This is a genomic window from Ciceribacter sichuanensis (genome assembly GCF_024055605.1).
GTDB classification, from domain to species: domain Bacteria; phylum Pseudomonadota; class Alphaproteobacteria; order Rhizobiales; family Rhizobiaceae; genus Allorhizobium; species Allorhizobium sichuanense.
The window spans coordinates 177,839-199,177 of the sequence record NZ_JAMXLX010000008.1 but is presented as its reverse complement, the minus strand read 5'-3'; the positions used below and the strand labels follow the sequence as shown (position 1 = coordinate 199,177).

21 protein-coding genes are annotated in these 21,339 nt (G+C 58.6%); 14 read left to right on the top strand and 7 right to left on the bottom strand.

Annotated features, from left to right (window positions below):
• The first annotated feature begins 5 nt into the window (after positions 1-5).
• The 9 genes from NBH21_RS21480 to NBH21_RS21440 all read left to right on the top strand — a co-directional run bounded on the left by NBH21_RS21480 (position 6) and on the right by NBH21_RS21440 (position 11,349).
• Positions 6-932, top strand: coding sequence for a sugar ABC transporter substrate-binding protein (locus NBH21_RS21480; protein WP_425340462.1), 927 nt, complete (start codon positions 6-8; stop codon positions 930-932).
• A 61-nt stretch (positions 933-993) separates the two neighbouring features.
• Positions 994-2,532, top strand: a complete 1,539-nt coding sequence (locus NBH21_RS21475; protein ID WP_250914843.1) for a sugar ABC transporter ATP-binding protein — start codon at positions 994-996, stop codon at positions 2,530-2,532.
• A 26-nt stretch (positions 2,533-2,558) separates the two neighbouring features.
• On the top strand, positions 2,559-3,578 hold the full coding sequence (locus NBH21_RS21470) for an ABC transporter permease (RefSeq protein WP_210058652.1): 1,020 nt from the start codon (positions 2,559-2,561) through the stop codon (positions 3,576-3,578).
• Positions 3,579-3,749: 171 nt separating this feature from the next.
• Entirely contained in the window at positions 3,750-4,652 is a 903-nt protein-coding gene (locus NBH21_RS21465) for a sugar phosphate isomerase/epimerase family protein (RefSeq protein WP_210058651.1), read from the top strand.
• A gap of 130 nt (positions 4,653-4,782) precedes the next feature.
• Positions 4,783-6,723: a bifunctional 5-dehydro-2-deoxygluconokinase/5-dehydro-2-deoxyphosphogluconate aldolase gene (locus NBH21_RS21460; RefSeq protein ID WP_250914844.1), complete on the top strand. Its 1,941-nt coding sequence runs from the start codon at positions 4,783-4,785 to the stop codon at positions 6,721-6,723.
• A 2-nt stretch (positions 6,724-6,725) separates the two neighbouring features.
• On the top strand, positions 6,726-8,567 hold the full coding sequence (iolD, locus tag NBH21_RS21455; protein WP_250914845.1) for a 3D-(3,5/4)-trihydroxycyclohexane-1,2-dione acylhydrolase (decyclizing): 1,842 nt from the start codon (positions 6,726-6,728) through the stop codon (positions 8,565-8,567).
• Positions 8,568-8,587: 20 nt separating this feature from the next.
• Positions 8,588-9,385 carry a 5-deoxy-glucuronate isomerase gene (iolB, locus tag NBH21_RS21450; protein WP_250914846.1) on the top strand — a complete coding sequence of 266 codons (798 nt, stop codon included), beginning with the start codon at positions 8,588-8,590 and terminating at the stop codon, positions 9,383-9,385.
• A 325-nt stretch (positions 9,386-9,710) separates the two neighbouring features.
• Positions 9,711-10,295 (top strand): TetR family transcriptional regulator, encoded by a 585-nt coding sequence (locus tag NBH21_RS21445; RefSeq protein WP_250914847.1) that lies wholly within the window; start codon positions 9,711-9,713, stop codon positions 10,293-10,295.
• A gap of 28 nt (positions 10,296-10,323) precedes the next feature.
• On the top strand, positions 10,324-11,349 hold the full coding sequence (locus NBH21_RS21440) for an NAD-dependent epimerase/dehydratase family protein (protein ID WP_250914848.1): 1,026 nt from the start codon (positions 10,324-10,326) through the stop codon (positions 11,347-11,349).
• A gap of 429 nt (positions 11,350-11,778) precedes the next feature.
• On the opposite strand, the gene NBH21_RS21435 is transcribed toward NBH21_RS21440, so the two are convergent.
• Positions 11,779-11,895 carry a helix-turn-helix domain-containing protein gene (locus NBH21_RS21435; protein WP_250914849.1) on the bottom strand — a complete coding sequence of 39 codons (117 nt, stop codon included), beginning with the start codon at positions 11,893-11,895 and terminating at the stop codon, positions 11,779-11,781.
• A gap of 412 nt (positions 11,896-12,307) precedes the next feature.
• Here NBH21_RS21435 and NBH21_RS21430 point away from each other — a divergent pair, with 412 nt between their 5' ends.
• Positions 12,308-13,441 carry an FAD-dependent oxidoreductase gene (locus NBH21_RS21430; protein ID WP_250914850.1) on the top strand — a complete coding sequence of 378 codons (1,134 nt, stop codon included), beginning with the start codon at positions 12,308-12,310 and terminating at the stop codon, positions 13,439-13,441.
• A gap of 233 nt (positions 13,442-13,674) precedes the next feature.
• Here the strand turns inward: NBH21_RS21430 and NBH21_RS21425 are convergent, their stop codons facing one another.
• Positions 13,675-14,301: a TetR/AcrR family transcriptional regulator gene (locus tag NBH21_RS21425; protein ID WP_250914851.1), complete on the bottom strand. Its 627-nt coding sequence runs from the start codon at positions 14,299-14,301 to the stop codon at positions 13,675-13,677.
• A 437-nt stretch (positions 14,302-14,738) separates the two neighbouring features.
• On the opposite strand from NBH21_RS21425, the gene NBH21_RS21420 reads away from it, so the two are divergent.
• Positions 14,739-15,062 (top strand): putative quinol monooxygenase, encoded by a 324-nt coding sequence (locus NBH21_RS21420; RefSeq protein ID WP_250914852.1) that lies wholly within the window; start codon positions 14,739-14,741, stop codon positions 15,060-15,062.
• Positions 15,063-15,289: 227 nt separating this feature from the next.
• Here NBH21_RS21420 and NBH21_RS21415 read toward each other — a convergent pair whose 3' ends face one another.
• On the bottom strand, positions 15,290-15,910 hold the full coding sequence (locus NBH21_RS21415) for a TetR/AcrR family transcriptional regulator (protein WP_250914853.1): 621 nt from the start codon (positions 15,908-15,910) through the stop codon (positions 15,290-15,292).
• 86 nt (positions 15,911-15,996) lie between these two features.
• On the opposite strand from NBH21_RS21415, the gene NBH21_RS21410 reads away from it, so the two are divergent.
• On the top strand, positions 15,997-16,398 hold the full coding sequence (locus tag NBH21_RS21410) for a DoxX family protein (protein ID WP_250914854.1): 402 nt from the start codon (positions 15,997-15,999) through the stop codon (positions 16,396-16,398).
• A 141-nt stretch (positions 16,399-16,539) separates the two neighbouring features.
• Here NBH21_RS21410 and NBH21_RS21405 read toward each other — a convergent pair whose 3' ends face one another.
• The gene (locus NBH21_RS21405; protein ID WP_250914855.1) at positions 16,540-17,442 is read right to left on the bottom strand and encodes a LysR family transcriptional regulator; all 903 of its coding nucleotides are present in this window, start codon (positions 17,440-17,442) and stop codon (positions 16,540-16,542) included.
• 94 nt (positions 17,443-17,536) lie between these two features.
• On the opposite strand from NBH21_RS21405, the gene NBH21_RS21400 reads away from it, so the two are divergent.
• Both NBH21_RS21400 and NBH21_RS21395 read left to right on the top strand, forming a co-directional pair.
• On the top strand, positions 17,537-18,553 hold the full coding sequence (locus tag NBH21_RS21400; protein WP_250914856.1) for an NADP-dependent oxidoreductase: 1,017 nt from the start codon (positions 17,537-17,539) through the stop codon (positions 18,551-18,553).
• Positions 18,553-18,915: a putative quinol monooxygenase gene (locus tag NBH21_RS21395; RefSeq protein WP_250914857.1), complete on the top strand. Its 363-nt coding sequence runs from the start codon at positions 18,553-18,555 to the stop codon at positions 18,913-18,915. Before NBH21_RS21400 ends, NBH21_RS21395 begins: the two co-directional genes overlap by 1 nt.
• 135 nt (positions 18,916-19,050) lie before the next feature.
• Here NBH21_RS21395 and NBH21_RS21390 read toward each other — a convergent pair whose 3' ends face one another.
• The 3 genes from NBH21_RS21390 to NBH21_RS21380 all read right to left on the bottom strand — a co-directional run bounded on the left by NBH21_RS21390 (position 19,051) and on the right by NBH21_RS21380 (position 21,258).
• Positions 19,051-20,022, bottom strand: a complete 972-nt coding sequence (locus tag NBH21_RS21390; RefSeq protein ID WP_250914858.1) for a zinc-binding dehydrogenase — start codon at positions 20,020-20,022, stop codon at positions 19,051-19,053.
• A 124-nt stretch (positions 20,023-20,146) separates the two neighbouring features.
• Positions 20,147-20,935, bottom strand: a complete 789-nt coding sequence (locus tag NBH21_RS21385) for an SDR family oxidoreductase (protein ID WP_250914859.1) — start codon at positions 20,933-20,935, stop codon at positions 20,147-20,149.
• Positions 20,932-21,258, bottom strand: coding sequence for a nuclear transport factor 2 family protein (locus NBH21_RS21380; protein WP_250914860.1), 327 nt, complete (start codon positions 21,256-21,258; stop codon positions 20,932-20,934). Before NBH21_RS21380 ends, NBH21_RS21385 begins: the two co-directional genes overlap by 4 nt.
• Positions 21,259-21,339 lie beyond the last annotated feature (81 nt).

Sequence of the window (21,339 nt, the reverse complement as noted above, 5' to 3'; positions counted from 1 at the left end):
TGGTTATGGCCGCAATGTTGGCGGGCCTAATGGCTGGCACAGCACAGGCTGAAAATATCGGCGTGTCAATGGCCTTGTTCGACGACAACTTTCTGACGGTCCTGCGCAACGGTATGATCGACTATTCCAAGGAACTGAAGGATGTGAATCTTCAGATCGAGGATGCGCAAAACGACGTCGGCAAGCAGCTCAACCAGATCCAGAACTTCGTCGCCTCCGGCGTCGATGCGATCATCGTGAATCCGGTTGACACCGATGCGACGGCCGCCATGACGCAAGCTGCTGCCGCTGCGGGTATCCCGCTCGTCTACGTCAATCGCGAGCCGGCCAATGTGGATCAGCTTCCTGACAAGCAGGCATTCGTTGCCTCCAAGGAAATTGATGCCGGCACTCTTGAAACGCAGGAAGCCTGCCGCCTGCTGAAAGCCGCCGGCAAGACGGAGGCCAAGATCGTCGTTCTTCTCGGCGAACTTTCCAACCAGGCCTCCCGCATGCGCACGCAGGCTATCAAGGACGTGATCACCACGCCCGATTGCCGCTTCATGTCCATTGCGGAAGAACAGGTTGGTAATTGGTCTCGCACGCAGGGCGCTGACCTCGTCACCAACTGGCTGTCGGCTGGCATCAAATTCGATGCTGTTCTTGCGAACAACGACGAAATGGCGATTGGCGCCATCCAGGCGCTCAAGGCCGCAAACGTTCCAATGGATCAGGTGATCGTCGGCGGGATCGATGCCACGCAGGACGCGCTCGCGGCCATGGCAGCCGGAGACCTGGACGTGACGGTCTTCCAGAATGCCGCAGGTCAAGGCAAGGGCGCGGTCGATGCCGCGCTGAAGCTGGCCAAGGGCGATAGCGTGGAAAAGAAGGTCTATGTGCCCTTCGAACTCGTTACACCCGCCAATCTCAAGGACTTCCAGCAAAAGAACTGAGGTTGCAAGAACGGCGAAGGGGTCGAGCACCCCTTCGCAGATTTTTGGGAGGAGGATGTAAATGGCTAGTCCGGCCACGGCGTCAGCAATCAAGCAGGTACTGGAGAAGATAGAGATCGACGGACTCCTCGCGCTTGAGGGAATCCGCAAAGAGTTTCCCGGTGTTCTTGCGCTTGATAACGTCCAGCTTCGCGTCCGCCCGGGAAGTGTGCATGCATTGATGGGTGAGAACGGCGCCGGCAAATCCACTCTCATGAAGATTATCGCCGGCATTTACCAACCCGATGCAGGAGAAATCCGGCTGCGTGGAGAGCCGGTGACCCTGAAATCGCCGCTCGACGCTCTCGAGCAGGGCATCGCCATGATCCATCAGGAACTCCAGTTGATGAACTGGATGACGATTGCCGAAAATATCTGGATACGGCGCGAGCCGCGCAATCGCTTTGGCCTGATCGATCACGGAAAGATGGCCGAGATGACCCGCGAGCTCTTCTCGCGTCTCAATCTCTCACTCGATCCCGGCACCCAGGTTTCCGAGCTGACGGTAGCACAGAAGCAGATGGTCGAGATCGCGCGCGCCGTCAGTTATGAATCGCGTATCCTCATCATGGACGAGCCGACCTCTGCACTGACCGAGCGCGAGGTGGAGCATCTCTTTGCCATCATTCGCGACCTGAGGGCCCACGGTATCGGCATCATCTACATCACTCACAAGATGAACGAACTATTCGAGATCGCCGACGAGTTCACAGTCTTCCGCGACGGCAAGTATATCGGCACACATGCATCGAAGGATGTGACCCGCGACGACATCATTCGTATGATGGTCGGGCGCGAAATCACCAATATGTTTCCAAAGATCGACTGCCCGATCGGCGATGTCATTCTAGAGGTAAACAAACTCACGATTCCGGGTGTCTTCCACGACATTTCGTTTTCGTTGAGGCGCGGTGAAATATTGGGTCTCGCCGGCCTGGTCGGCTCAAAGCGCTCGAATGTCGCCGAAGCCCTTTTTGGCGTGAATCCTGCCGCAAGCGGCCAGATCCTCATCGATAACAAGGCGGTCACAATCAGTAGCCCGAACGAGGCGATGGCGCATGGCATGGCATTCCTCACAGAGGATCGCAAGGAGACCGGGTGCTTTCTCGCTCTTGATTGCCTGGAGAATATTCAATCCGCGCTGATCACGCGATCGCATGTCAAAGCAGGCTTCGTCGATCAGAAGACGTTGACCAGGCTGGCCGCGGATATGGCTGCGAAGCTTAGGGTCAAGACACCGAATCTCCACGAGATCGTTGAAAATCTGTCGGGCGGGAACCAGCAGAAGCTGCTGATCGCACGCTGGCTACTGACAAAGCCACGCATTCTTATCCTGGATGAACCGACGCGCGGGATCGATGTTGGCGCCAAATCGGAAATTCACCGGCTGATTACGGGCCTCGCGGCCGAAGGCGTCGCTGTCCTGATGATTTCGTCGGAGCTTCCGGAAGTTCTCGGTATGAGCGACCGGATCATGGTCATGCATGAGGGGCGCGTTTCCGGGTTTCTCGACCGCGCGGATGCTGACCAGGTCAAAATCATGGATCTCGCGGCGCGCTGACGCGGCGCCGAAGAGGAGGAGAACATATGAATACGATTTCGCAACAAGCTGCGGCCGTAGCAACGACGAAACGCAAGTTGCCGTCCGAGCTGAATATCCTGCTGGTTCTCATCGGCATCTCTCTGACCTTCGAGATCCTCGGCTGGATCCTGCAGGGACAATCGTTTTTGCTCAATCCCCAACGCCTGTCGATCATGATTCTGCAGGTGTCGGTGATCGGCATCATTGCGATCGGTGTCACCCAGGTCATTATTTCCGGCGGCATCGACCTCAGTTCGGGATCGATCGTCGGCGCGACGGCCATGATTGCCATGAGCTTTGCACAAATCGGCACTTTCGAGCGGGCACTGTATCCCGGCCTGACAGACCTTCCGGTTATTGTCCCTGTCGCGATCGGATTGATCGTCGGATTGATCTGTGGGGCCATCAACGGAGCCCTGATTGCCTATACGCGCATTCCGCCGTTTATCGCCACCCTCGGCATGATGGTGACGGCCCGCGGCTTTGCCAAATGGTACACGAAGGGGCAGCCGATCAGCTTTCCGACCGACAGCTTCGCAGCGTTGGGCAAAGGCATGACGCCGGTTCTGATCTTCCTCGTCGTCGCCGTGATCATGCATGTCGTGTTGCGTTACACCCGATACGGAAAGTTCACTTACGCAATCGGTGCCAATGCCCATGCGGCACGCGTGACCGGGATCGATGTCGAGCGTCACACTGTGAAGATATATGCCGTGGCCGGACTGCTTTCCGCTCTGGCCGGGATTGTGGTTGCCGCGCGCGGCCTCACAGCCCAGGCTGGCATGGGCCAGATGTATGAGCTGGATGCCATCGCCATGGCTGTCATCGGCGGCGTGTCGCTGTCAGGCGGACGCGGCTCCGTTCTCGGGACGTGTATCGGCATGGTCATCTTCGGCGTCATCATTTCCGGCTTCACCTTTCTCCGGCTTGATGCCTACTACCAGGAAATGCTGAAGGGCCTGATCATCGTGGCGGCTGTCGTCGCGGACGTTTATCGCCAGAAGAAGCGCGTCAAGAAAGCCTGAAGACCAGCCTTATGAAGAAGCTCGTTGCTGACCTCGACATGTCTCGCGACCTCCGATCATGGCCGCTTATGTGAAGTAAGCGGACCTTGCTGCGGGCCATCCCTCCCTGGCCCGCAGCCCCAAACAGTGCCGTCCAACACAATGTCAACACAACTCCGCCCGGAGGCAGAAATGCGCATCGCAATAGACCCGTTCATGCACCGTCACCTCAGCCTTGAGGAGCTGCCGCGCAAGGTACGCGAGCTTGGCTATAACTGGATCGAGATGAGCCCGCGCGCCGATTTTCTCGAATGGTTCAAGGCGCCCCGCGTCTTCCCGCAGCGGATGAAAGAATTCAAGAAAGCGCTGGCGGCGGAGAATGTGAAAATCGCCTCGCTACTGCCAATGTATCGTTGGGCTTCTAACGACGAGAGCGAACGACAGGCGGCGGTAAAACACTGGAAGCGCGCCATCGAAATCGCCGTCGAAATGGAAATCGATACAATGAATTCCGAATTTGGCCGCGGTCCGCACCCCGACAAAGGCGGCTGCTACTGCTGCCATACCGGCTCGATGATCGAGGCCTGCGAGGACGCCTGGTGGAGATCCATGGAAGAGCTCGTTCCGGTCTTCGAAAGGGAAAACATCCAGCTCAACATCGAGCCCCATCCGGAAGACTGGTGCGAGACACTGCAGCCAGCGCTCGACATCATCCGCACCGTCAATTCGAAGAACGTCAAGTTCCTCTACTGCGCGCCGCATACCTTCTACTTCGGTGATGACACCAAGGCCATGCTGCGCGAAGCAAAAGACGTTCTCGCCCACGTCCATGTAGGCGATACGTTCAATCACAAGGCAAGCTCGGGACTGCGATACATCCTCAACCCGCCCGGTACGCAGGCTCGTGTGCATCAGCACCTCAACATCGGCCAAGGCGAGGTTCCCTGGGATGACTTCTTCGGGACGCTGGGGGAAATCGGTTTTGACGGCATCATGACCGCCTGTGTTTTTGCTTGGGAAGATAAGGCGGATCACTCCGGCAAGTTCATGCTGGCGGAGATGAATCGCTACATCGAAAAATACTGGCCGAAATAAGTCAGGAGCCGCCTGCAGCGCATCTCAGGCCAATGCCAACGCAAGATCAACGGCGTGACCCTGTCGCCCGGTGGGGAAGCTGTGTCCTGCTTAGACCGTCGACCGCGCTACGGCGTTTACGGAGAACGAAATGAAAAAGTCTCTCGATCTTATCACAATCGGACGTTCCTCGGTTGACCTCTACGGAGCACAGGTCGGAGGCCGGCTGGAGGATATGGCGTCCTTCCAGAAATATCTCGGAGGTTCGCCGACAAACATCGCGGCCGGTGCTGCGCGCCTCGGGCTCAAATCGGCACTGATCACGCGTGTCGGCAATGAGCATATGGGCCGGTTCATTCGCGAGGAACTCCAGCGCGAAGGTGTCGATACCCGTGGCGTGGTGACCGATCCGGAGCGGCTGACGGCGCTGGTGTTGCTGGGCATCCGCGACGAGGATCATTTTCCGCTGATCTTCTACCGTGAGAACTGTGCCGACATGGCGCTTTCGGAAGACGACATGGACGAGGATTTTATCGCCGAAGCCCGCGCCGTAGTCGCGACGGGTACGCATCTAAGCCATCCCCGAACGGAGGCTGCCATGCTGAAGGCGTTGGCCGTAGCCCGCAGGAGTGGCGCCCGCACCGGTCTCGACATCGATTATCGTCCCAATCTCTGGGGCTTGGCCGGTCACGGAGACGGTGAGAGCCGCTATATTGAAAGTGCGGCCGTCACCGCCAAATTGCAGAGCCACCTGCCGTTGTTCGACCTAATCGTCGGAACGGAAGAGGAATTCCACATTGCCGGTGGCTCGGCTGACACGATCGAAGCCTTGCGGGTCGTTCGCGAAAGGACGCCTGCCGTCCTGATCTGCAAGCGCGGTGCGGCAGGTGCAGTTGCCATTGCCGGTCCCGTTCCGGACTCCCTGGACGAGGCGATTAGCGGTCGGGGATTCCCTATTGAAGTGTTCAACGTTCTGGGCGCCGGTGACGGCTTCATGGCCGGCCTGTTGAAGGGCTGGCTCGACGACGAACAATGGCCGAAGGCCCTCGAATATGCCAACGCTTGCGGCGCTTTCGCCGTCAGTCGCCACGGCTGCACCCCCGCCTATCCCTCGCTGGAGGAATTGAACTTCTTCCTCAATCGTGGCGTGGTCGAAAAGGCCCTGCGTCATGACAAGGTTCTGGAGCAGTTGCATTGGTCCACCAACCGGCGAGGCGATTGGCCGGTCATGCGGGTGTTCGCCTTCGATCACCGCATTCAACTGGAAGCCATCGAAGGTGCTACGCCTGAACGGATAGGTGAATTCAAGGAACTTTGCCTAAAGGCTGCGTTGAAGGTGCAGGATGGCCAACCCGGCTACGGTATTCTATGCGACAACCGCCTCGGGCGTAATGCTCTGCACGCGGCATCTGGTTCGAGGTTGTGGATCGGACGCCCGGTGGAGTGGCCGGCATCCCGCCCACTGGTGCTGGAACCGGAACTTGGTCCCGACTATGGCGCGCTCGCGGAATGGCCGCTTGAAAACGTCGTTAAGGTCCTTTGCTTCTGCCACCCGACCGACACGTTGGAAATGCGTGAGAAGCAGGAGGCTGTCGTCACGCGGCTGTTCCATGCAGCTAGGCGCAGTCGACTCGAATTCCTGCTGGAAATCATCCCGTCGAAGGTCGGTCCGGTGGATGACACGACTACCGCAGCCTTGATCAGACGGTTCTATGAGATCGGCATTTATCCCGACTGGTGGAAACTGGAGCCGATGGCCACGCATGAAGCGTGGAGCCAAACCTGCCAGGCCATTCACGATCACGACCCCCACGTGCGCGGCATCGTCGTGTTGGGTCTCGACGCACCGGAAGACGTGCTCGCTGAGAGTTTCCGAGTGGCGGCGGGTTATGATCTCGTCAAGGGATTTGCAGTTGGCAGGACGATTTTTGGCGAGGTTGCACGCAATTGGTTCGTTGGCAAGATCGATGACGACGCGGCGGTGATCGCTATGGAGAGGCGCTATCGACGTCTTTGCGACATATGGGATGAGGCGCGAGAAGCGGTAGGAACCGGACAACGCAAAAGTCGCAGCGCCGAAGAGGAGTTTTGAACATGACGAGACAAACTACTCGCCTGACGGCAGCGCAGGCCATGGTCCGCTGGCTTTCGGTTCAGATGAACGAGGACGGGGAGCGGTTCATCGAGGGTGTCTGGGCTATCTTCGGCCATGGTAATGTCGCAGGCATGGGAGAGGCCCTGCACGGTATCGGCGAAAAGCTGCCGACCTGGCGCGGCCAGAACGAACAAACGATGGCGCATGCTGCGATAGCCTATGCCAAGCAGAAGCGCCGCCGGAAAGCCATGGCCGTCACCTCTTCAATCGGTCCGGGCGCGACCAATATGGTGACGGCGGCTGCTTTGGCGCATGTCAACCGCCTGCCGGTGCTGCTTATCCCCGGCGACATTTTCGCAAACCGCCGTCCCGATCCCGTGCTTCAGCAGATCGAGGATTTCGACGACGGCACAGTCAGCGCCAATGACTGCTTCCGTCCCGTCAGCCGGTACTTCGACCGGATCATGCGGCCGGAACATCTTCTGACGGCTCTTCCACGCGCCTTGCGCGTGATGACCGATCCGGCCAATTGCGGCCCGGTGACGCTGGCCTTCTGCCAGGACGTTCAGTCCGAGGCCTGGGACTGGCCGGTCGCCTTTTTTGAACCCCGGATTTGGCGCATCCGCCGCCCGGAAGCCGACGCAAGCGAGGTCGAAGATGCGATCCGCATGATCCGCGCGGCGAAGGCGCCCGTGATTGTATCCGGCGGCGGTGTGCTCTATTCCGGCGCCGAACAGGTGCTCGCCGACTTCGCACGCAGACATGACATCGCCTTCGTGGAAACGCAGGCCGGCAAGGGCGCCAACCCGGCGAGCGACGACCTGAACTTCGGCTCTCCCGGCGTCACTGGTTCGGATTGCGCCAACCGGCTGTGCGGCAAGGCCGATCTGGTCATCGGCGTCGGCACGCGCTTCCAGGATTTCACCACGGGGTCGTGGACGCTGTTCGGCAACGACAGTTGCCGTCTCCTCAGCATCAATCTGCATGGCTACGATGCCGTCAAACATGGCGCTATCGGTGTGGTCGGTGACGCCAAGCTGACGCTCGAACGCATTTCTAGCGGGCTTGGCGATTATCGCGCGCCCGCCCCTGACAAAGGCAGCCGGGCCACTTGGTTGGAAACGGTGAAATCCGTAACCGCTGCCCCTGCGGACGAGCAGGGGGACATGCTGCCAAGCGATGCGCAGGTCATCGGCGCGGTGCAACGCATGGCAACGGACGACACGGTGGCGATGTGTGCCGCCGGCACAATGCCCGGTGCGCTCCAGGTTCTATGGCAATCCGCCCGCAATGGCTACCATATGGAATACGGCTATAGCTGCATGGGCTATGAAGTGGCGGGCGCGATGGGGATCCGCTTGGCCGACTCGTCCAAGGAGGTTATCTGCTTCGTCGGCGACGGCAGTTATATGATGGCTAATTCCGAACTCGTCACCGCCGTCATGATGCGCGTGCCCTTCACGGTCGTGCTGACCGACAACCGCGGCTACGGGTGCATCAACCGGCTGCAACAGGAATGTGGCGGCGCCGAATTCAACAATATGTACAAGGACTCGAATATCGAGGAGCAGCCGGAGATCGATTTCGTCGCACACGCCGCATCGATGGGCGCCCACGCCGAAAAGGCATTAGGCATTGCCGATCTCGAAGCGCGCATCGTCGCGGCACGGGGGCGCACCAAACCGACCGTCATCGTGATCGACACCGAGGCCGTGAGCGGCACGGGCGCGGGCGGGTACTGGTGGGACGTTGCGGTGCCGCAGGTGGGTGGGCCGGAGCGCCTCGAAAAGGCCCGTGCCCGCTACAACACCAATCGTGCGCTCCAGCGTCTGATGAACTGACGACAGGGAAAGGGTAGTCCATGGCAAATCTCATTCGCAAGCCTTTCGGTGACCATGGGAAGATCCATGAGATCACGCCGGCCGGGGCAGGATGGCGCTATGTCGGCTTCTCGCTCTACCGTCTGCGGGCCGGGGAGAGCGCCACCGAGTCCACCGGAGCGATGGAAGCGATCCTGGTGATGGTGGAGGGAAAAGCGATCTTTACCGCTGCGGATAAGGACTGGGGCAAGCTTGGCGATCGCATGGACGTGTTCGAGAAGACGCCGCCTCATTGCCTTTACGTTCCGAACGGAACGCAGTGGGAGGCGAAAGCGACGACCGACTGCACGACCGCTGTGTGCCTGGCACCAGGAAGGGGCGGCCGTGCCGCCCGCCGCATCGGCCCTGATGGTATTAGCCTTACCCAGCGCGGCGAATGTTCGAATGCACGCTATATCAACAACATCGCCATGGAGGCCGAGGACTACTGCGACAGCCTGCTGGTGACGGAAGTATTCACGCCCACAGGTCATTGGTCGTCCTATCCCAGCCACAGACACGACGAGGACGATTTTCCTCGCATCACTTATCTTGAGGAGACCTATTATCATCGCCTCAATCCACCCCAGGGCTTCGGCGTCCAGCGGGTGTACACGGAAGACGGGTCTCTTGATGAGACGATGGCAGTGAAAAACCACGATGTCGTGCTTGTTCCTCGTGGTCATCATCCCTGTGGGGCGCCCTACGGATACGAGATGTATTATCTCAACGTGATGGCAGGGCCGCGCCGTGCATGGCGCTTCCAGGCCGATGCGGATCATGAGTGGTTGATGAAGTAATTGAGCCAGGTGGTACGGGGATGACAAATCTTTTTACGTTGAAGCAGTGGCACGCCCACAGCATTCGATGCAGGCTATGAAAGTCCAATTCAGTTCAGCCTCGAATATGCTCCGCGGATCAACCTGTCGCCTTCGAAAGATGGAGTAAGGCTAGGAGTTTAGAGCGCGCGCAGTGCGGTGGGGCGTCGCCGGTTCATATCCCTTCAAGGCGGAGGCCACGGCAGCGTGGCGCCAAGTGCGGGCTTTCAATGCCTGTTCGTCGGCTTGACATTACAGCCGCTGATTATTTATAACCATCTGGTTGGAAATAATCAGATGGCGCACAGTGGGCAGGAAACGTGTTATCGACCAGCAGGCGGTGCTTGATGCCGCTGAACGGGTTGTCGGGCGGGATGGCGCGGCCAACCTGACCATCGATGCCGTTGCCAAGGAAGCGGGCATCAACAAGGCAAGCGTGCTCTATGATCACAAGTCGAAGCAGGCTCTGCTCGAGGCCGTCGTGGACCGCGCGTTTGAACGAGACAATGCCCATCATTTCGGGATCGAGGAACAGCTCGCCGATCCTGACGACAGGGCAATCCGTGGTCGTATCCTTGCTGCCGCAGCGCCGCCGCCGGAAGAATTCAGAGCCGTCGCGCTTAACCTGAGTGCGGCCCTCGCGCTCGATGCCACGCTGCGCTTGAAGATGCAGGAGAACCAGGCCCGCACCATAGCGCGCATAATGGAGACATCCGCTTCTGCGCGGGGCGCGCTTCTCGCCTATCTGGCGCTTGAGGGACTGAAATTCCTCGAGCATCTCGATTTCCATCACTTTCCCCGTGAGGAGCGCGACAGGCTTCTACGCGAAATCAACTGGCTCGTGACGACGCAACCGGGAGAGAGCGATCTTCCCGATATCGCGGCGGACTGATCCTCCCAAAAGACATCAGGTGAATGACATGACTAAGAGCAATGCCGCACAGGCCGCGGCCACGGATAAACTCGTTCCGTTTCAACAGATCTTTCTGACCGGAGGCAGCGGCTATGTCGGCCGTAATCTGATCCGGCATTTTGCCGCCTGCGGGGTCGCAATCAAGGCTCTTGCGCGCAGTGACAAGTCAGCGGAACTGGTGCGTTCTCTGGGAGCCACTCAGGTCCGTGGCGAACTGTTCGACGATGCGCTTTCTGAGGCCATGGCCGGCTGCGATGCGCTGATCCATGCGGCGGCAGACACCGACCACGGACCCGCCACGGATAGGCAGCGGCGCGTCAATGAAGATGGCACCCGTGCGGTCATGGAGGCGGCTCACCGCGCCGGTATTCGCAAGGTCATTCATCTGAGCACCGAATCCGTTCTCGCCACCGGCAGGGCGCTCGTCAACGTGGATGAGAGCACGCCATTGCCGCTGAAACCGGCCGGCGGTTATTCGCGCACGAAAGCGGCAGCCGAGCGCATCGCGCTTGCCGCCAATGCAGACAATTTTGCCGTCGTCGTCCTGCGCCCGCGTTTCGTCTGGGGGCGGGATGACACGACGGCACTTCCAGCAATCACCGAAGCGGTAAAATCCGGCAAATTTGCCTGGATCAGCGGCGGCACCTATCTCACCTCGACTACCCATATCGGCAATCTTTGCAACGCCGTTGAACTCGCGCTTGCCCATGGACGGGGTGGAGAAGTCTATTTCGTTTCGGATGGCGCGCCGGTCGCCTTCCGCACAATCGTGTCGGGGCTCCTTGATACGCAAGGGCTTCAAATTCCGGATAAGAGCGTGCCGCGCGCCGTCGTCCGTACCGTGGCCATCATCGGTGACATTCTTGCGGCAATCTCCGTCGGTAGGATTGTTCCACCACTGACAAGGCAGGCCTATGCCACCTCTGCGGTGGAAGTCTCGTTGGATATCGGCAAGGCCAGGCGCGAACTCGGATACGAACCGGTAATATCAAGGGAGGAAGGGCTGGCCGAACTACATGCGCTTCAGCACTGATAGTCTTCAAGGCGGATGCGTCGTCAGGCTTGCCCGCCTTGATCCAGTCCACCTTGCCCGCAAGATTGACAGGGCTGCATCCGATGCGGCCTTTCGTTTCTCCAACCAAGCGATCTGCTTCTGCAGCACATCAATAGTGCTGTTGTTTGGCAGTTGGATTGTAAGCAGGTGGGAGGAGAATTCGGACTCGGCAATCAGAAGAGGCAGTGATCTTCACCAAAAAAATTGACGCCTGAGGCCGTGCCCCGCTTAAAGGCCTTTTCGCTGAGGTTATAGCTCAGGTATTGGGTTAACCCGTAGGGGGATCAACCACTAAGGACGATTCGTCCACGGTATGAACATCGGCATCTACTATCGTTCCGCCGTAGGCGGGCTGATGCCTCAGGCGGCTCTCGCAAGCCGCCGGATCGTCTGGCGCGGTTGTCCATACTAGCGCATCAACGCATCGCGCATACGCTGAAGATCGTCGAAACCACTTTCCCGCGCAATCTGGCCCATGGGATGACGGGTCTCCTCGATCATCAGGCGAACGGCCCCAGGGTGCATCTGCTCGATGGCCTTGGTGGGCGTCTGTCCGGTTTTACAACCGCATGGGCACGGTACGCTTGTCTGGGCGATTGACGCCAACGGTCCAGGTGACTTCTCTCTTACCTGGACAGAGCGGGGTGGGCCGCCGGTGCGCGAGCCGACACGACAAGGACATCCGCCATATGCGGTCACTGGCCGCCAAGTCTGAAAACGGCCAAGACCAAGTGTGGCATTGCATTTTTTGACCTTCTCCTATAGTGACCTTTCGTCGCGAAAAACGGCCGCCACAGTGTGGCGGCCGCGCACACGCCAACCGGGCCTCATGCTCTTGCTGGCCAGCGTCTCCCGAAACAGCCGCCCGACATGATTGGGCGAAAATAGTCATCAGCGCCTTGGGGCGTTCGGTGCCTATGTTCAATAGGAGCGCTTAGTGCAAACCCCGATTACGATTATTGGTGCCGGTCTTGGTGGCCTGACACTCGCACGTGTCCTTCACCTTCATGGCATCCCCACAATCATCTACGAGGCCGAAGCCTCCGCAAACGCGAGACCACAAGGCGGCCTCCTCGATATCCACGACTATAACGGTCAGATTGCCCTGAGGGCTGCGGGGCTCTACGAGACCTTTCTCGAGCTCGTTCGCCCCGGCGAGGATGCAAAACGTGTCGTCGACAGGAATGGACATGTTCTGTTCGACAGTCCCGGAGATCATAGCACCCATCGCCCTGAAATCGACCGGGGCGATCTTCGGAACATGCTGATCGACTCCATTCCTCCGGAAACGATCAAATGGGACCACAAGGTCAAGTTGATAACCCCGCTCGGCACCGGCCGCCATGAGGTCGCTTTCGTCAATGGCTCCACCGTTACCACCGACCTGCTCGTGGGTGCCGATGGCGCTTGGTCGAAAGTTCGTCCGCTCCTGTCTGATGCCAAGCCTGTCTACTCCGGCATCTCGTTCATAGAAACGCTGCTTTTCGATGGCGATACGCGCCATAATGCGAGCGCGGAGGCGATTGGCAGCGGTACATTGATGGCCATCGCTCCGGGTCGGGGCATCCTCGCACACCGTTATGCGAACGGAACGCTGCATACCTATGTGGCTTTGACCAAGCCGGAGGAATGGACGAAGTCCATAGACTTCACCGACCCCAAAGCGGGCCTGGCTCAAATCGCAGTGCAATTCGAAGGATGGGCTCCCGCGCTCACCGCCCTCATTACAGATGGCGAGACCGATCCTGTGCTTCGTCCGATCCATGCCTTGCCAGTCGGACACCAATGGCGACGAGTGCCGGGCGTGACATTGCTCGGAGATGCCGCGCATCTGATGTCGCCGTTTGCGGGCGAAGGTGCAAACCTTGCCCTCTATGACGGCACGGAACTCGCAATAGCCCTCGTATCGTCACCCAACGATGTGGAAGCAGCGCTTGCGAACTATGAGAAAAGCCTTTTCCCCAGAAGCACCGAAGTTGCAAATCAGACAGCGCAAAACCTAAGTCGTTTTTTTGGCGACGATGCCCCTGGCAGCGTGGTCGCGCTCTTCGGCGGCATCTCGGGCAAGTAGGTGTAACCGTGTTGCCAATGTCTTCACTGGGCCGATCTGGGGAAAACGTCGGCTCGCTCTTGGCGGAAGGCTTGCAAGACCAAGGCGCAGTTCGAGGACGATTTCGCCAATGTCCAATGACGGCCCACAACCACAGGTGGCTGAGCTGCGCGGACAGAGATCCTAGGGGCTTGCGAGGCAGGCTCTGGTTCAGAGGCCGCCCGCACTTGCCGATAGTGCCCCTCAAACAGAAATTACACCCGAAAGGTCTGAAGATATGCAGTGACGAGGCGGACCAGATGGAGGTGTAGGCTGTCTTGAACTCCATTGGCCGTGTAGCCTTCTAACACCGAGCGAACGGGCCCTGCCATTGCATCGAACGCGATCGCTGCGCTCAAGGATGGATCGGCAAAAGACGCGTCCGAGGCGCTTGCGATCATGGATGCAATGGCCTCCACCGTCCGCGAATATACGCGTGCAACAAGTTCAGGCCCACCCCTTTCCGATGCGACCGCGTATAAGGCTTTTGCCTGCACTGGATCACTGAGCTTCACTGCGAGAAACGCAGAAACGAGAGAGGAAGCCATTTCGGCAACCCGCATGCCCTTCTGTTGGCGGCAGGCCTCATCGATGGCGTCAGCCATTGCGTTGAGGTGTCTCTCGAGGACGGCTGCGATCAGGGCATCACGGTTCGGATAGTATTGGTAAAGGCTCCCGATCGATGTCCCTGCGCGCTCGGCGATCCGTGTCGTCGTCGTTCCGCTCAAGCCGTACCGCGCCAAAACCTGAATGGCAGCGGCTTGCAGCGCATCGATAGTGGCCGTTGATCGGCTCTGGACCGGTGATTTTCTTGGCCTTAGAGCCTCTTTGACTACGCTCATGAAACGCGAATTCCAAAACCAAATATTCCTTCCCATAATTCCAAAAAGACATCAACGCCAGGAGATTTGTCATGAGCAACGACGATTGGATAGCGGCTTTTAAGCTGCGTACTCGTGACATGAGGCGGGTCGGCTATGGAGGCATGCAGCTTGTCGGCAACGACGTCTTCGGCCCGCCAAGAGATCGTGCAAGCGCCCTCCCAGCAGCGTGAAGCAGTCCTTAGTTGTCATCTGCGGGGCCGCCGAGAAGCTCGAATTGCCGGAGCAGGCGATAGCCGCCCTTAACGGCGTCACGGCCTCCAAGGCTTGACGGACCTGGGGCCTGCTCTGGCCCAGTCATGGACGCCTTTGACGGATGCTCTTGTCTCAAAAAGCGCTCTGTCGCGCATCCAGTACACCCTTTCCCTGAAACGCAACATTGAACCAAGAGGAACCAAATGTCCGACGGCCACAATACCCTCACTGTCCTGCTCTGGGAGGCAAGCGCCAAGCCCGGCAGGGAAGCCGACATGAAAGCATTCATGAGCAAGGCCGTCACGGCCTCGCGACATGATGAAGGTTGCATCGACTATGAAGCCCATGAAGTGGCCGGACAGCCCGGCAAGTTCGTCATTTACGAACGTTGGGTCAGTCGAGAAGCTCTTGAGGCACATCTCCATGCGCCCCGCATGGCGGAACTCGTACCGCAGTTGCTTGAAATGATGGACGGCACGATCGAAGCGGGAATTCGCTTTCTTGAGCCGTTTCGACCTGCGAATTGAAAGGGTTAAATGACCTGACAGTTACTTGAAGCGTTGACTGCCACGGAGGGACTTCTCCGAAGTCACCGGTCCCGCAGAAGTGGCTGGGTCCGATGTTTTTTATCTCCCACACCTTGCGGAACTCAGTCGAAATTGGCTGAGTTCCGCGAGGCACCAGCACCCGGATAGCAGACGACAATATGAATCCATGTTTGTTGTCTTGCTGGCGGCCCACATCGCCATTGGTTTCACCCTGTTGATCCTAATACCAATTCGGCAGCCAGTTTCGCTTTTGAAACATCTTGGCTGTCTCCCGATGGGTCGCAGCCGAGCAATATGCGGAGAACGTCGGCACCAAGAAGACAGTCCACGTACCTGCGAGACAGGATATCGGCATCTCCGGAGAAATGAGGAAACCCGATCCGGATGACTTGCAATGCCAGTTCTTCGAAGTGTTCTATGAACGCGCCATAGGCGAGTGGCAACAGAGCCGGAAAAGAACCAGCCTCAGCGATAACAAGACGCATGAGCGCAATGCTGTCAGGATGCAGAATCTTGAGACGCATCTCGATCCCGCTGGTTATCAGCATCTCCCGGACCGGCAGGTTCACAAGATTTTCATAGTATTGCCGCTCATTTTCATCGCGGGCGCGGCAAGCGTCCGTGACCGTTGCCGCAAAGAGGTCCTCCTTGCTTTCTGCGAACCTGTACAGCGTCATGAGCGAAATACCGGCCGCCTCAGCGACTGTTTCCATCGTGGTGCCGGCATAACCGGTTCTGATGAAACAGCGCTTGGCCGCATCGATGATCTCGCTCCTTCGCCGCGCCATTGCCCTGGCCTTGGGGTGACTTTCCGGCCACTCACGCATGCTGTTGACTCCATATGATAGTCAGGACTATCAAATAGCGCAGTGTTCAATACCGCGCGGTTTAACACATCGCCCCTGGAGTCTGCATGAGCAAAACGACGACTTTCGCCTGGACTGGGCAAATCCTGCTGGCTGCGTTTTTCGGCTACGCCGGCTGGACGAAGCTGACGCAGCCTCCGGAGGCCATGGCGGCGATGGGTTGGAATTGGACCCTGGAAGTTCCGACTTGGCTGATTACACTGATCGGCTCTGCGGAGAGCTTGGGCGCGATAGGCCTCATTTTACCTGCCGCACTCGGCATACTTCCTTGGCTGACGACCGCTGCAGTCGCGGGATTGCTCCTGCTCCAATTTGCAGCGATCGCCTTTCATGTCTCTCGACAAGAGTTTTCGGTACTGTGGCTCAATGCGATTGTCGTCGCGATCATCGCCTTGGTTCTGGCGGCACGCTTACGACCAAGCGGCCATCTTTTTAGATCTCCTGCATAAGATAGATCATTTTTTTGCCGCCGTATGACGGAGATTTCCTCCCGCCGCCTTTATCTAATCATCGACGACAGGCCCGATTATGTGGCCTCCCGTTGTCTGAACTCAGGGCCGCACCACATGCCGTGGAGACCAGCACTTGGGCTAGGCCGCGTCGATCAACATTTCGATAAAGGCACGAACAGCCGGGTTGGTACGGCGGCTTTGGGGCCAAACCACAGTGACGTTGTGTCGTTCGACGGCAAATTCTGAGAGGATCGGCGTCAATTGCGCCCGCTTGACCCAGGCGGTCGCGGCAAAACTTGTGGCCATTCCAATTCCGGCGCCGGCCGCGACTGCGGTCATGACGCCTTCGCTTGCATCGACAACGATACCCGATGACGGAACGATTTCGACCTCACGTTCCCTGATACGGAACGGCCATCGAAAAAGCTGGCCCGTGCTTTTGTACCGCAAATTGACCGTCTCATGCTCCGCCAATTCGTCAGGATGTCTCGGGGTGCCATGTTTAGCCAAATATTCTGGCGATGCGTAGCAGCAAAGTCGATGGGGCGACAGACGCCGTGATAGGAGACGCGAGTCGTCAAGTTCTCCGATGCGAATAGCCAGATCAACGCCCTCAGCGATCAGGTCGATCATCTGATCACTGAGACGCAAGTCAATCGTGACGGTCGGGTACCGCTTCCTGAATTCCGCAAGTATTGGAGCGATGACATGCAGACCGATGGGAAGCGACGCCGCAATTTTTAAGTTGCCGGAGGGTGCGGCGCGGGCGGCCTTGGCCACTTGCTCGATTTCTTCCGCGTCGCGAAGTAGGCGAAGCGCCCGCTCATGCAGTTCTCGCCCCTCAGTGGTCAGCGTCAACGAGCGTGTCGTGCGGGTGAAAAGCGAGACCCCGAGACGTTGTTCAAGTCGCTGAACGCTCTTGCTGACGGCCGAGGGGGAAATGGATAGCGATAGGGCCGCGGCCGTGTAGCTTCCCAAAGATCCCGCTTTCGTGAAGGCGATGAGGCCGGTCAATCTGTCCAAGGCGATTTGTTCCGTCATGGAATTATTAAAGTGAATTACAGCGCGATTATCAATGTCAAAACGACACCTTATTTGCTGAGAGACAACAGAATTTCAGAGAGATGAGGTTACAATGACCCAGATGATGCAAGCAGTCCGACTGCACGAATTCGGTGGCCCCGACGTTTTGGTTTATGAGGACGCTGCTCGGCCCGTGCCAGCGAGTGACGAAGTGCTGGTTCGTGTCCATGCGGCGAGCCTCAATCCACCGGATCTTTATTTGCGTGACGGTTATCGAGCGTTGCCTCCCGAATGGCGACCCAACGCTACCTTTCCGCTGATCCTTGGCACCGACGTCTCAGGTGTCGTCGCAGCAACGGGCGAACAAGTTTCGCAATTCAGTGTTGGGGACGAAGTCTATGCCATGGTCCGCTTCCCCGAGGATCTAATGAAAGGCAGTGGTGCTTACGCCGAATACGTCAGCGTGCCCGCATCGGAACTGGCGAAGAAGCCGTCGGGAATAGATCACCTCCACGCGGCCGGCGCGCCGATGTCGGCTCTGACAGTCTGGCAGTTTCTCGTGGAGCTAGGCCATGATGCACCCAATCCCTTTCAGTCCTTTCCGCATGCCCCAATTCCGCTTGAGGGCAAACGTGTCCTGATCAATGGCGCGGGAGGGGGCGTCGGCCATCTGGCAGTTCAGGTTGCGAAATGGAAGGGTGCTGATGTCACTGCGGTCGCCTCTGGGAAGCATGAGACGCTTCTTCGTGAACTCGGCGCAAGCCAGTTCGTCGACTACACCAAGACGTCCGTCGATGCAGCCGGACAGGATTTCGATCTGGTGATGGATGCCGTTGGGGGGCCGAACATTGAACGCTTCTTGAGCGTCATCAAGCCGGGTGGGGCTCTCTTCCTCGTCAATCCCTTGGGCTTTTCCGGCCACGAGGACGCCGCCAGGCGTGGGATTACCGTCTCATCCACCCAGGTCCGATCACATGGCGCGCAACTGGCTGAAATCGGTCGATTGCTCGACGACGGCACAATTCGAGTCGTCATCGACAGCGAGTTTCCATTGGCGGAAGCATCTGCTGCCCATCAGCGAGCTTCGCAAGGCAGCATTCAAGGCAAGATCGTACTGAGGGCGGTTTGATGACACCAGATCACACGAGTGCGGTCACTCCCCCCGAAGGCGCTACAACTAAGGCAAGCATGATGCTGATAGTAACAGGATATATACACGTCGATCCCCAGGGGGTTCCGCAATTTCTTGCGGAACTGAAGGATCTTGCGGCCATGACAAGACAGCGTTCTGGAAACATCTCCTATGATGCCGCAGTTGATGATCCCGCAGCGGGTAGGTTGTTGATCGTGGAACGCTGGGCCAATCAGGAGGCGCTTATTGCTCATCTTGATGCCCAGCAGACGAAAGCTTTCGTTGCGCGATGGCAGGGACGCATGCGGGGCGATGTGCGAAAGTTTGATGCTTCGAACGAACGGGGTTTGCTCGACTGAAAATCATCTCGAACGCCCGGCCCGGCCGGTTCAAGAGATCCCCACGGCCAAAATGAAGGCAGTAATGATGATCTAACAACCGGCGGGAGAATTGAGCGGAAATCGTTTGTCATCCTGCCCTCATTGCGCCGTCGGTTATCGCGTGAAGACGGTCTTTCCGCGCGTGCGGCCCTCGATCATGTTGCGGATCGCTTCGCGGGCTTCCGTCATCGGCACCACGGCACCTATCTCGGGCGTGATATTGTTGCTGATGACGAATTGCATCATGGCCTTCATTTCTTCGAATGTGCCCATAATGGTGCCGCGGATGTCGATCTGTTCCACGAAGATACGCAGCAGATCGGTCTCGGCGGTGTGGCCTGTCGTGATGCCGTTGATCACCAAAACGCCACCCCTTTTGACAGCTTTCAGGCTGTCTGCCCATGTCGCAGCTCCGATATTGTCAACGACCGCGTCAACGCGGCGCGGTAGGGCGTCGCCATGCCGGAATATCCGGTTGGCGCCAAGACGCTCGGCGATCGCTGCCCCTTCGTCGTTTCGCGTCGTGACCCAAACTTCGAAGCCAGCAGCCCGACCCATCTGGATGAGGGCCGTCGACATGCCGCCGGACGCCCCCTGCACGAGAAGGGTCTGGCCGGGGATCAGTCGGGATTTGGTAAAGAGCGAGCGATAAGCCGTCAGCCAGGCCGTGCCGAGCAGTGATGCATTGAGCGGGGACAAACCTTCAGGAATAGGCACAGCGTTGCGCCTGGGGACAGCGACATAGTCAGCCAGCGTTCCCGGCACAAGCTCGCTGAGAACATGCCAGTGAGGGTCAATCGTCTCGTCGCCCTTCCAGTCTTCCGTTCCCATTACGGGGTAGAGCACCACGGGCGTCCCATCTTCGAGCAACCCTGCGGCATCATTGCCCAAGATCATTGGGAATGGGATCGGCTCTTCTTGCGAGGTCATCCCGCGAAGTGTGAAAATGTCGTGCCGGTTCAGGCTGGCATGTGTCACTTTCACTCTGACCCAGCCCTCTCTCACGATCGGATCCGGACGTTCTCCGACGACGAGGGAGGCGAGTGGATCGTTGAAATTGGCTTCTTTCGCGTAGACGGCAAACATTGTCGTTCCATTCAGGTGGTTGAATCTTGATGCGGTGCGACCGAGGCTCCCTGACGGCTTCATCCTTCGGCCAAGGCTGGAGGGCTCCCGGCGTCCTCACTTCCGCGAACGCCGGGACCCTCGCTCATACCGTCCTTATCGTACCGCCATCGATGACAAACTCGGCGCCGTGGATGGCAGCAGCACGGTCAGAGGCGAGGTAGGCGATAAGGTCGGCTACCTCCTCAGGTTCAGCTCCGCGCCCAATGGAGATCCCGCCCAGCGCATCGAGCACGGACTGACGCGCGTCCTCGATCGTGCCGCCATTGGCAGTCCGAAGCATTTCGAGAAAGTCTCCAGTGGCCTCAGTCATGATCCAGCCGGGAGAGACGGAGTTGACCCGCACGCCTTTGGGACCGAGTTCTTTGGAAATTGACTTGCTGTAGGTCCTCAGGGCGGCTTTCGCAGCGGCATAGCCTGTGGTGGATTCGGGCAGCGGCAGGACGGACTGAATTGAGGTGATGTGCACCATGGTGCCCTTGCCCCGCTCCAGCATCTGCGGGATCAACAGGCGATCGAGCCTAACCGTCGCCAGTAGATTAAGGTTCAGCTCGGCGAGCCAGTGGTCGTCCGTCAGCGCGGCGAAGCCACCCGCCGGCGAAGCCGAGCCACCGATGACATGGGCAAGGATGTCGATGCCGCCCAGCCGCTCAACCGCTGCCTTGGCGAGCGCTTCACCACCCTCCGCAGTGGTCAGGTCCGCCTGGACGTATTCAACGCCATCGATAGGATCCTTGATCGTGCGGGCGGCGGTGATAACACGGGCTCCGCCGGCGAGAAAGCGCTCGACCGTGGCGCGGCCCAGACCCTTGGTGCCGCCGCTGACGAGCACGCGCTTGCCAGCGAACTCGTTTGGATCTGCCTGGATGCTCATACCGTGGTCTCCATGCTCTTGATGGCGTCGTTCGAAAGCGTTACGCGATAGGTGAAACGGATCGGGCTGCCCGGGAAGTCTCCATGAGCGGGACCTTCGAGCACGACATCGCCGTCTTCTTCCCGCACAGTGTCAGGCGTGAAGATCGCCTTGACCGCGATCGCTTCGTCCTTCAGTAACCTGCGGATCTCAGCCAGGCCTTCGTAACGCTTGCCGTTGTCGATGAAGACGGCGTCATTCGAGAAAGGCCTCATCATGCCGTCGATATCGAGACGGGCATTTGCCTCAATGTAGTCGGCGATTGGTTTGGGTAGGTTGGTCATGTCCATCTCCTTGATCGTGACGAGGCCAATTTAGCGATGGACTTTTCGCCCGATAAGCGTGACAAACCAGCATGGGGCATC

What these genes read in the sequence shown, in the direction of transcription:
- NBH21_RS21380 (WP_250914860.1), bottom strand. Translation starts at nt 21,258, where the DNA reads ATGACCAACCTACCCAAACCAATCGCCGACTACATTGAGGCAAATGCC.
- NBH21_RS21395 (WP_250914857.1), top strand. Translation starts at nt 18,553, where the DNA reads ATGACACCAGATCACACGAGTGCGGTCACTCCCCCCGAAGGCGCTACA.
- iolB (WP_250914846.1), top strand. Translation starts at nt 8,588, where the DNA reads ATGGCAAATCTCATTCGCAAGCCTTTCGGTGACCATGGGAAGATCCAT.
- NBH21_RS21435 (WP_250914849.1), bottom strand. Translation starts at nt 11,895, where the DNA reads ATGCACCCTGGGGCCGTTCGCCTGATGATCGAGGAGACCCGTCATCCC.
- NBH21_RS21385 (WP_250914859.1), bottom strand. Translation starts at nt 20,935, where the DNA reads ATGAGCATCCAGGCAGATCCAAACGAGTTCGCTGGCAAGCGCGTGCTC.
- NBH21_RS21425 (WP_250914851.1), bottom strand. Translation starts at nt 14,301, where the DNA reads ATGAGCGTAGTCAAAGAGGCTCTAAGGCCAAGAAAATCACCGGTCCAG.
- NBH21_RS21415 (WP_250914853.1), bottom strand. Translation starts at nt 15,910, where the DNA reads ATGCGTGAGTGGCCGGAAAGTCACCCCAAGGCCAGGGCAATGGCGCGG.
- NBH21_RS21475 (WP_250914843.1), top strand. Translation starts at nt 994, where the DNA reads ATGGCTAGTCCGGCCACGGCGTCAGCAATCAAGCAGGTACTGGAGAAG.
- NBH21_RS21400 (WP_250914856.1), top strand. Translation starts at nt 17,537, where the DNA reads ATGACCCAGATGATGCAAGCAGTCCGACTGCACGAATTCGGTGGCCCC.
- NBH21_RS21480 (WP_425340462.1), top strand. Translation starts at nt 6, where the DNA reads ATGGCCGCAATGTTGGCGGGCCTAATGGCTGGCACAGCACAGGCTGAA.
- iolD (WP_250914845.1), top strand. Translation starts at nt 6,726, where the DNA reads ATGACGAGACAAACTACTCGCCTGACGGCAGCGCAGGCCATGGTCCGC.
- NBH21_RS21470 (WP_210058652.1), top strand. Translation starts at nt 2,559, where the DNA reads ATGAATACGATTTCGCAACAAGCTGCGGCCGTAGCAACGACGAAACGC.
- NBH21_RS21465 (WP_210058651.1), top strand. Translation starts at nt 3,750, where the DNA reads ATGCGCATCGCAATAGACCCGTTCATGCACCGTCACCTCAGCCTTGAG.
- NBH21_RS21460 (WP_250914844.1), top strand. Translation starts at nt 4,783, where the DNA reads ATGAAAAAGTCTCTCGATCTTATCACAATCGGACGTTCCTCGGTTGAC.
- NBH21_RS21440 (WP_250914848.1), top strand. Translation starts at nt 10,324, where the DNA reads ATGACTAAGAGCAATGCCGCACAGGCCGCGGCCACGGATAAACTCGTT.
- NBH21_RS21420 (WP_250914852.1), top strand. Translation starts at nt 14,739, where the DNA reads ATGTCCGACGGCCACAATACCCTCACTGTCCTGCTCTGGGAGGCAAGC.
- NBH21_RS21405 (WP_250914855.1), bottom strand. Translation starts at nt 17,442, where the DNA reads ATGACGGAACAAATCGCCTTGGACAGATTGACCGGCCTCATCGCCTTC.
- NBH21_RS21390 (WP_250914858.1), bottom strand. Translation starts at nt 20,022, where the DNA reads ATGTTTGCCGTCTACGCGAAAGAAGCCAATTTCAACGATCCACTCGCC.
- NBH21_RS21410 (WP_250914854.1), top strand. Translation starts at nt 15,997, where the DNA reads ATGAGCAAAACGACGACTTTCGCCTGGACTGGGCAAATCCTGCTGGCT.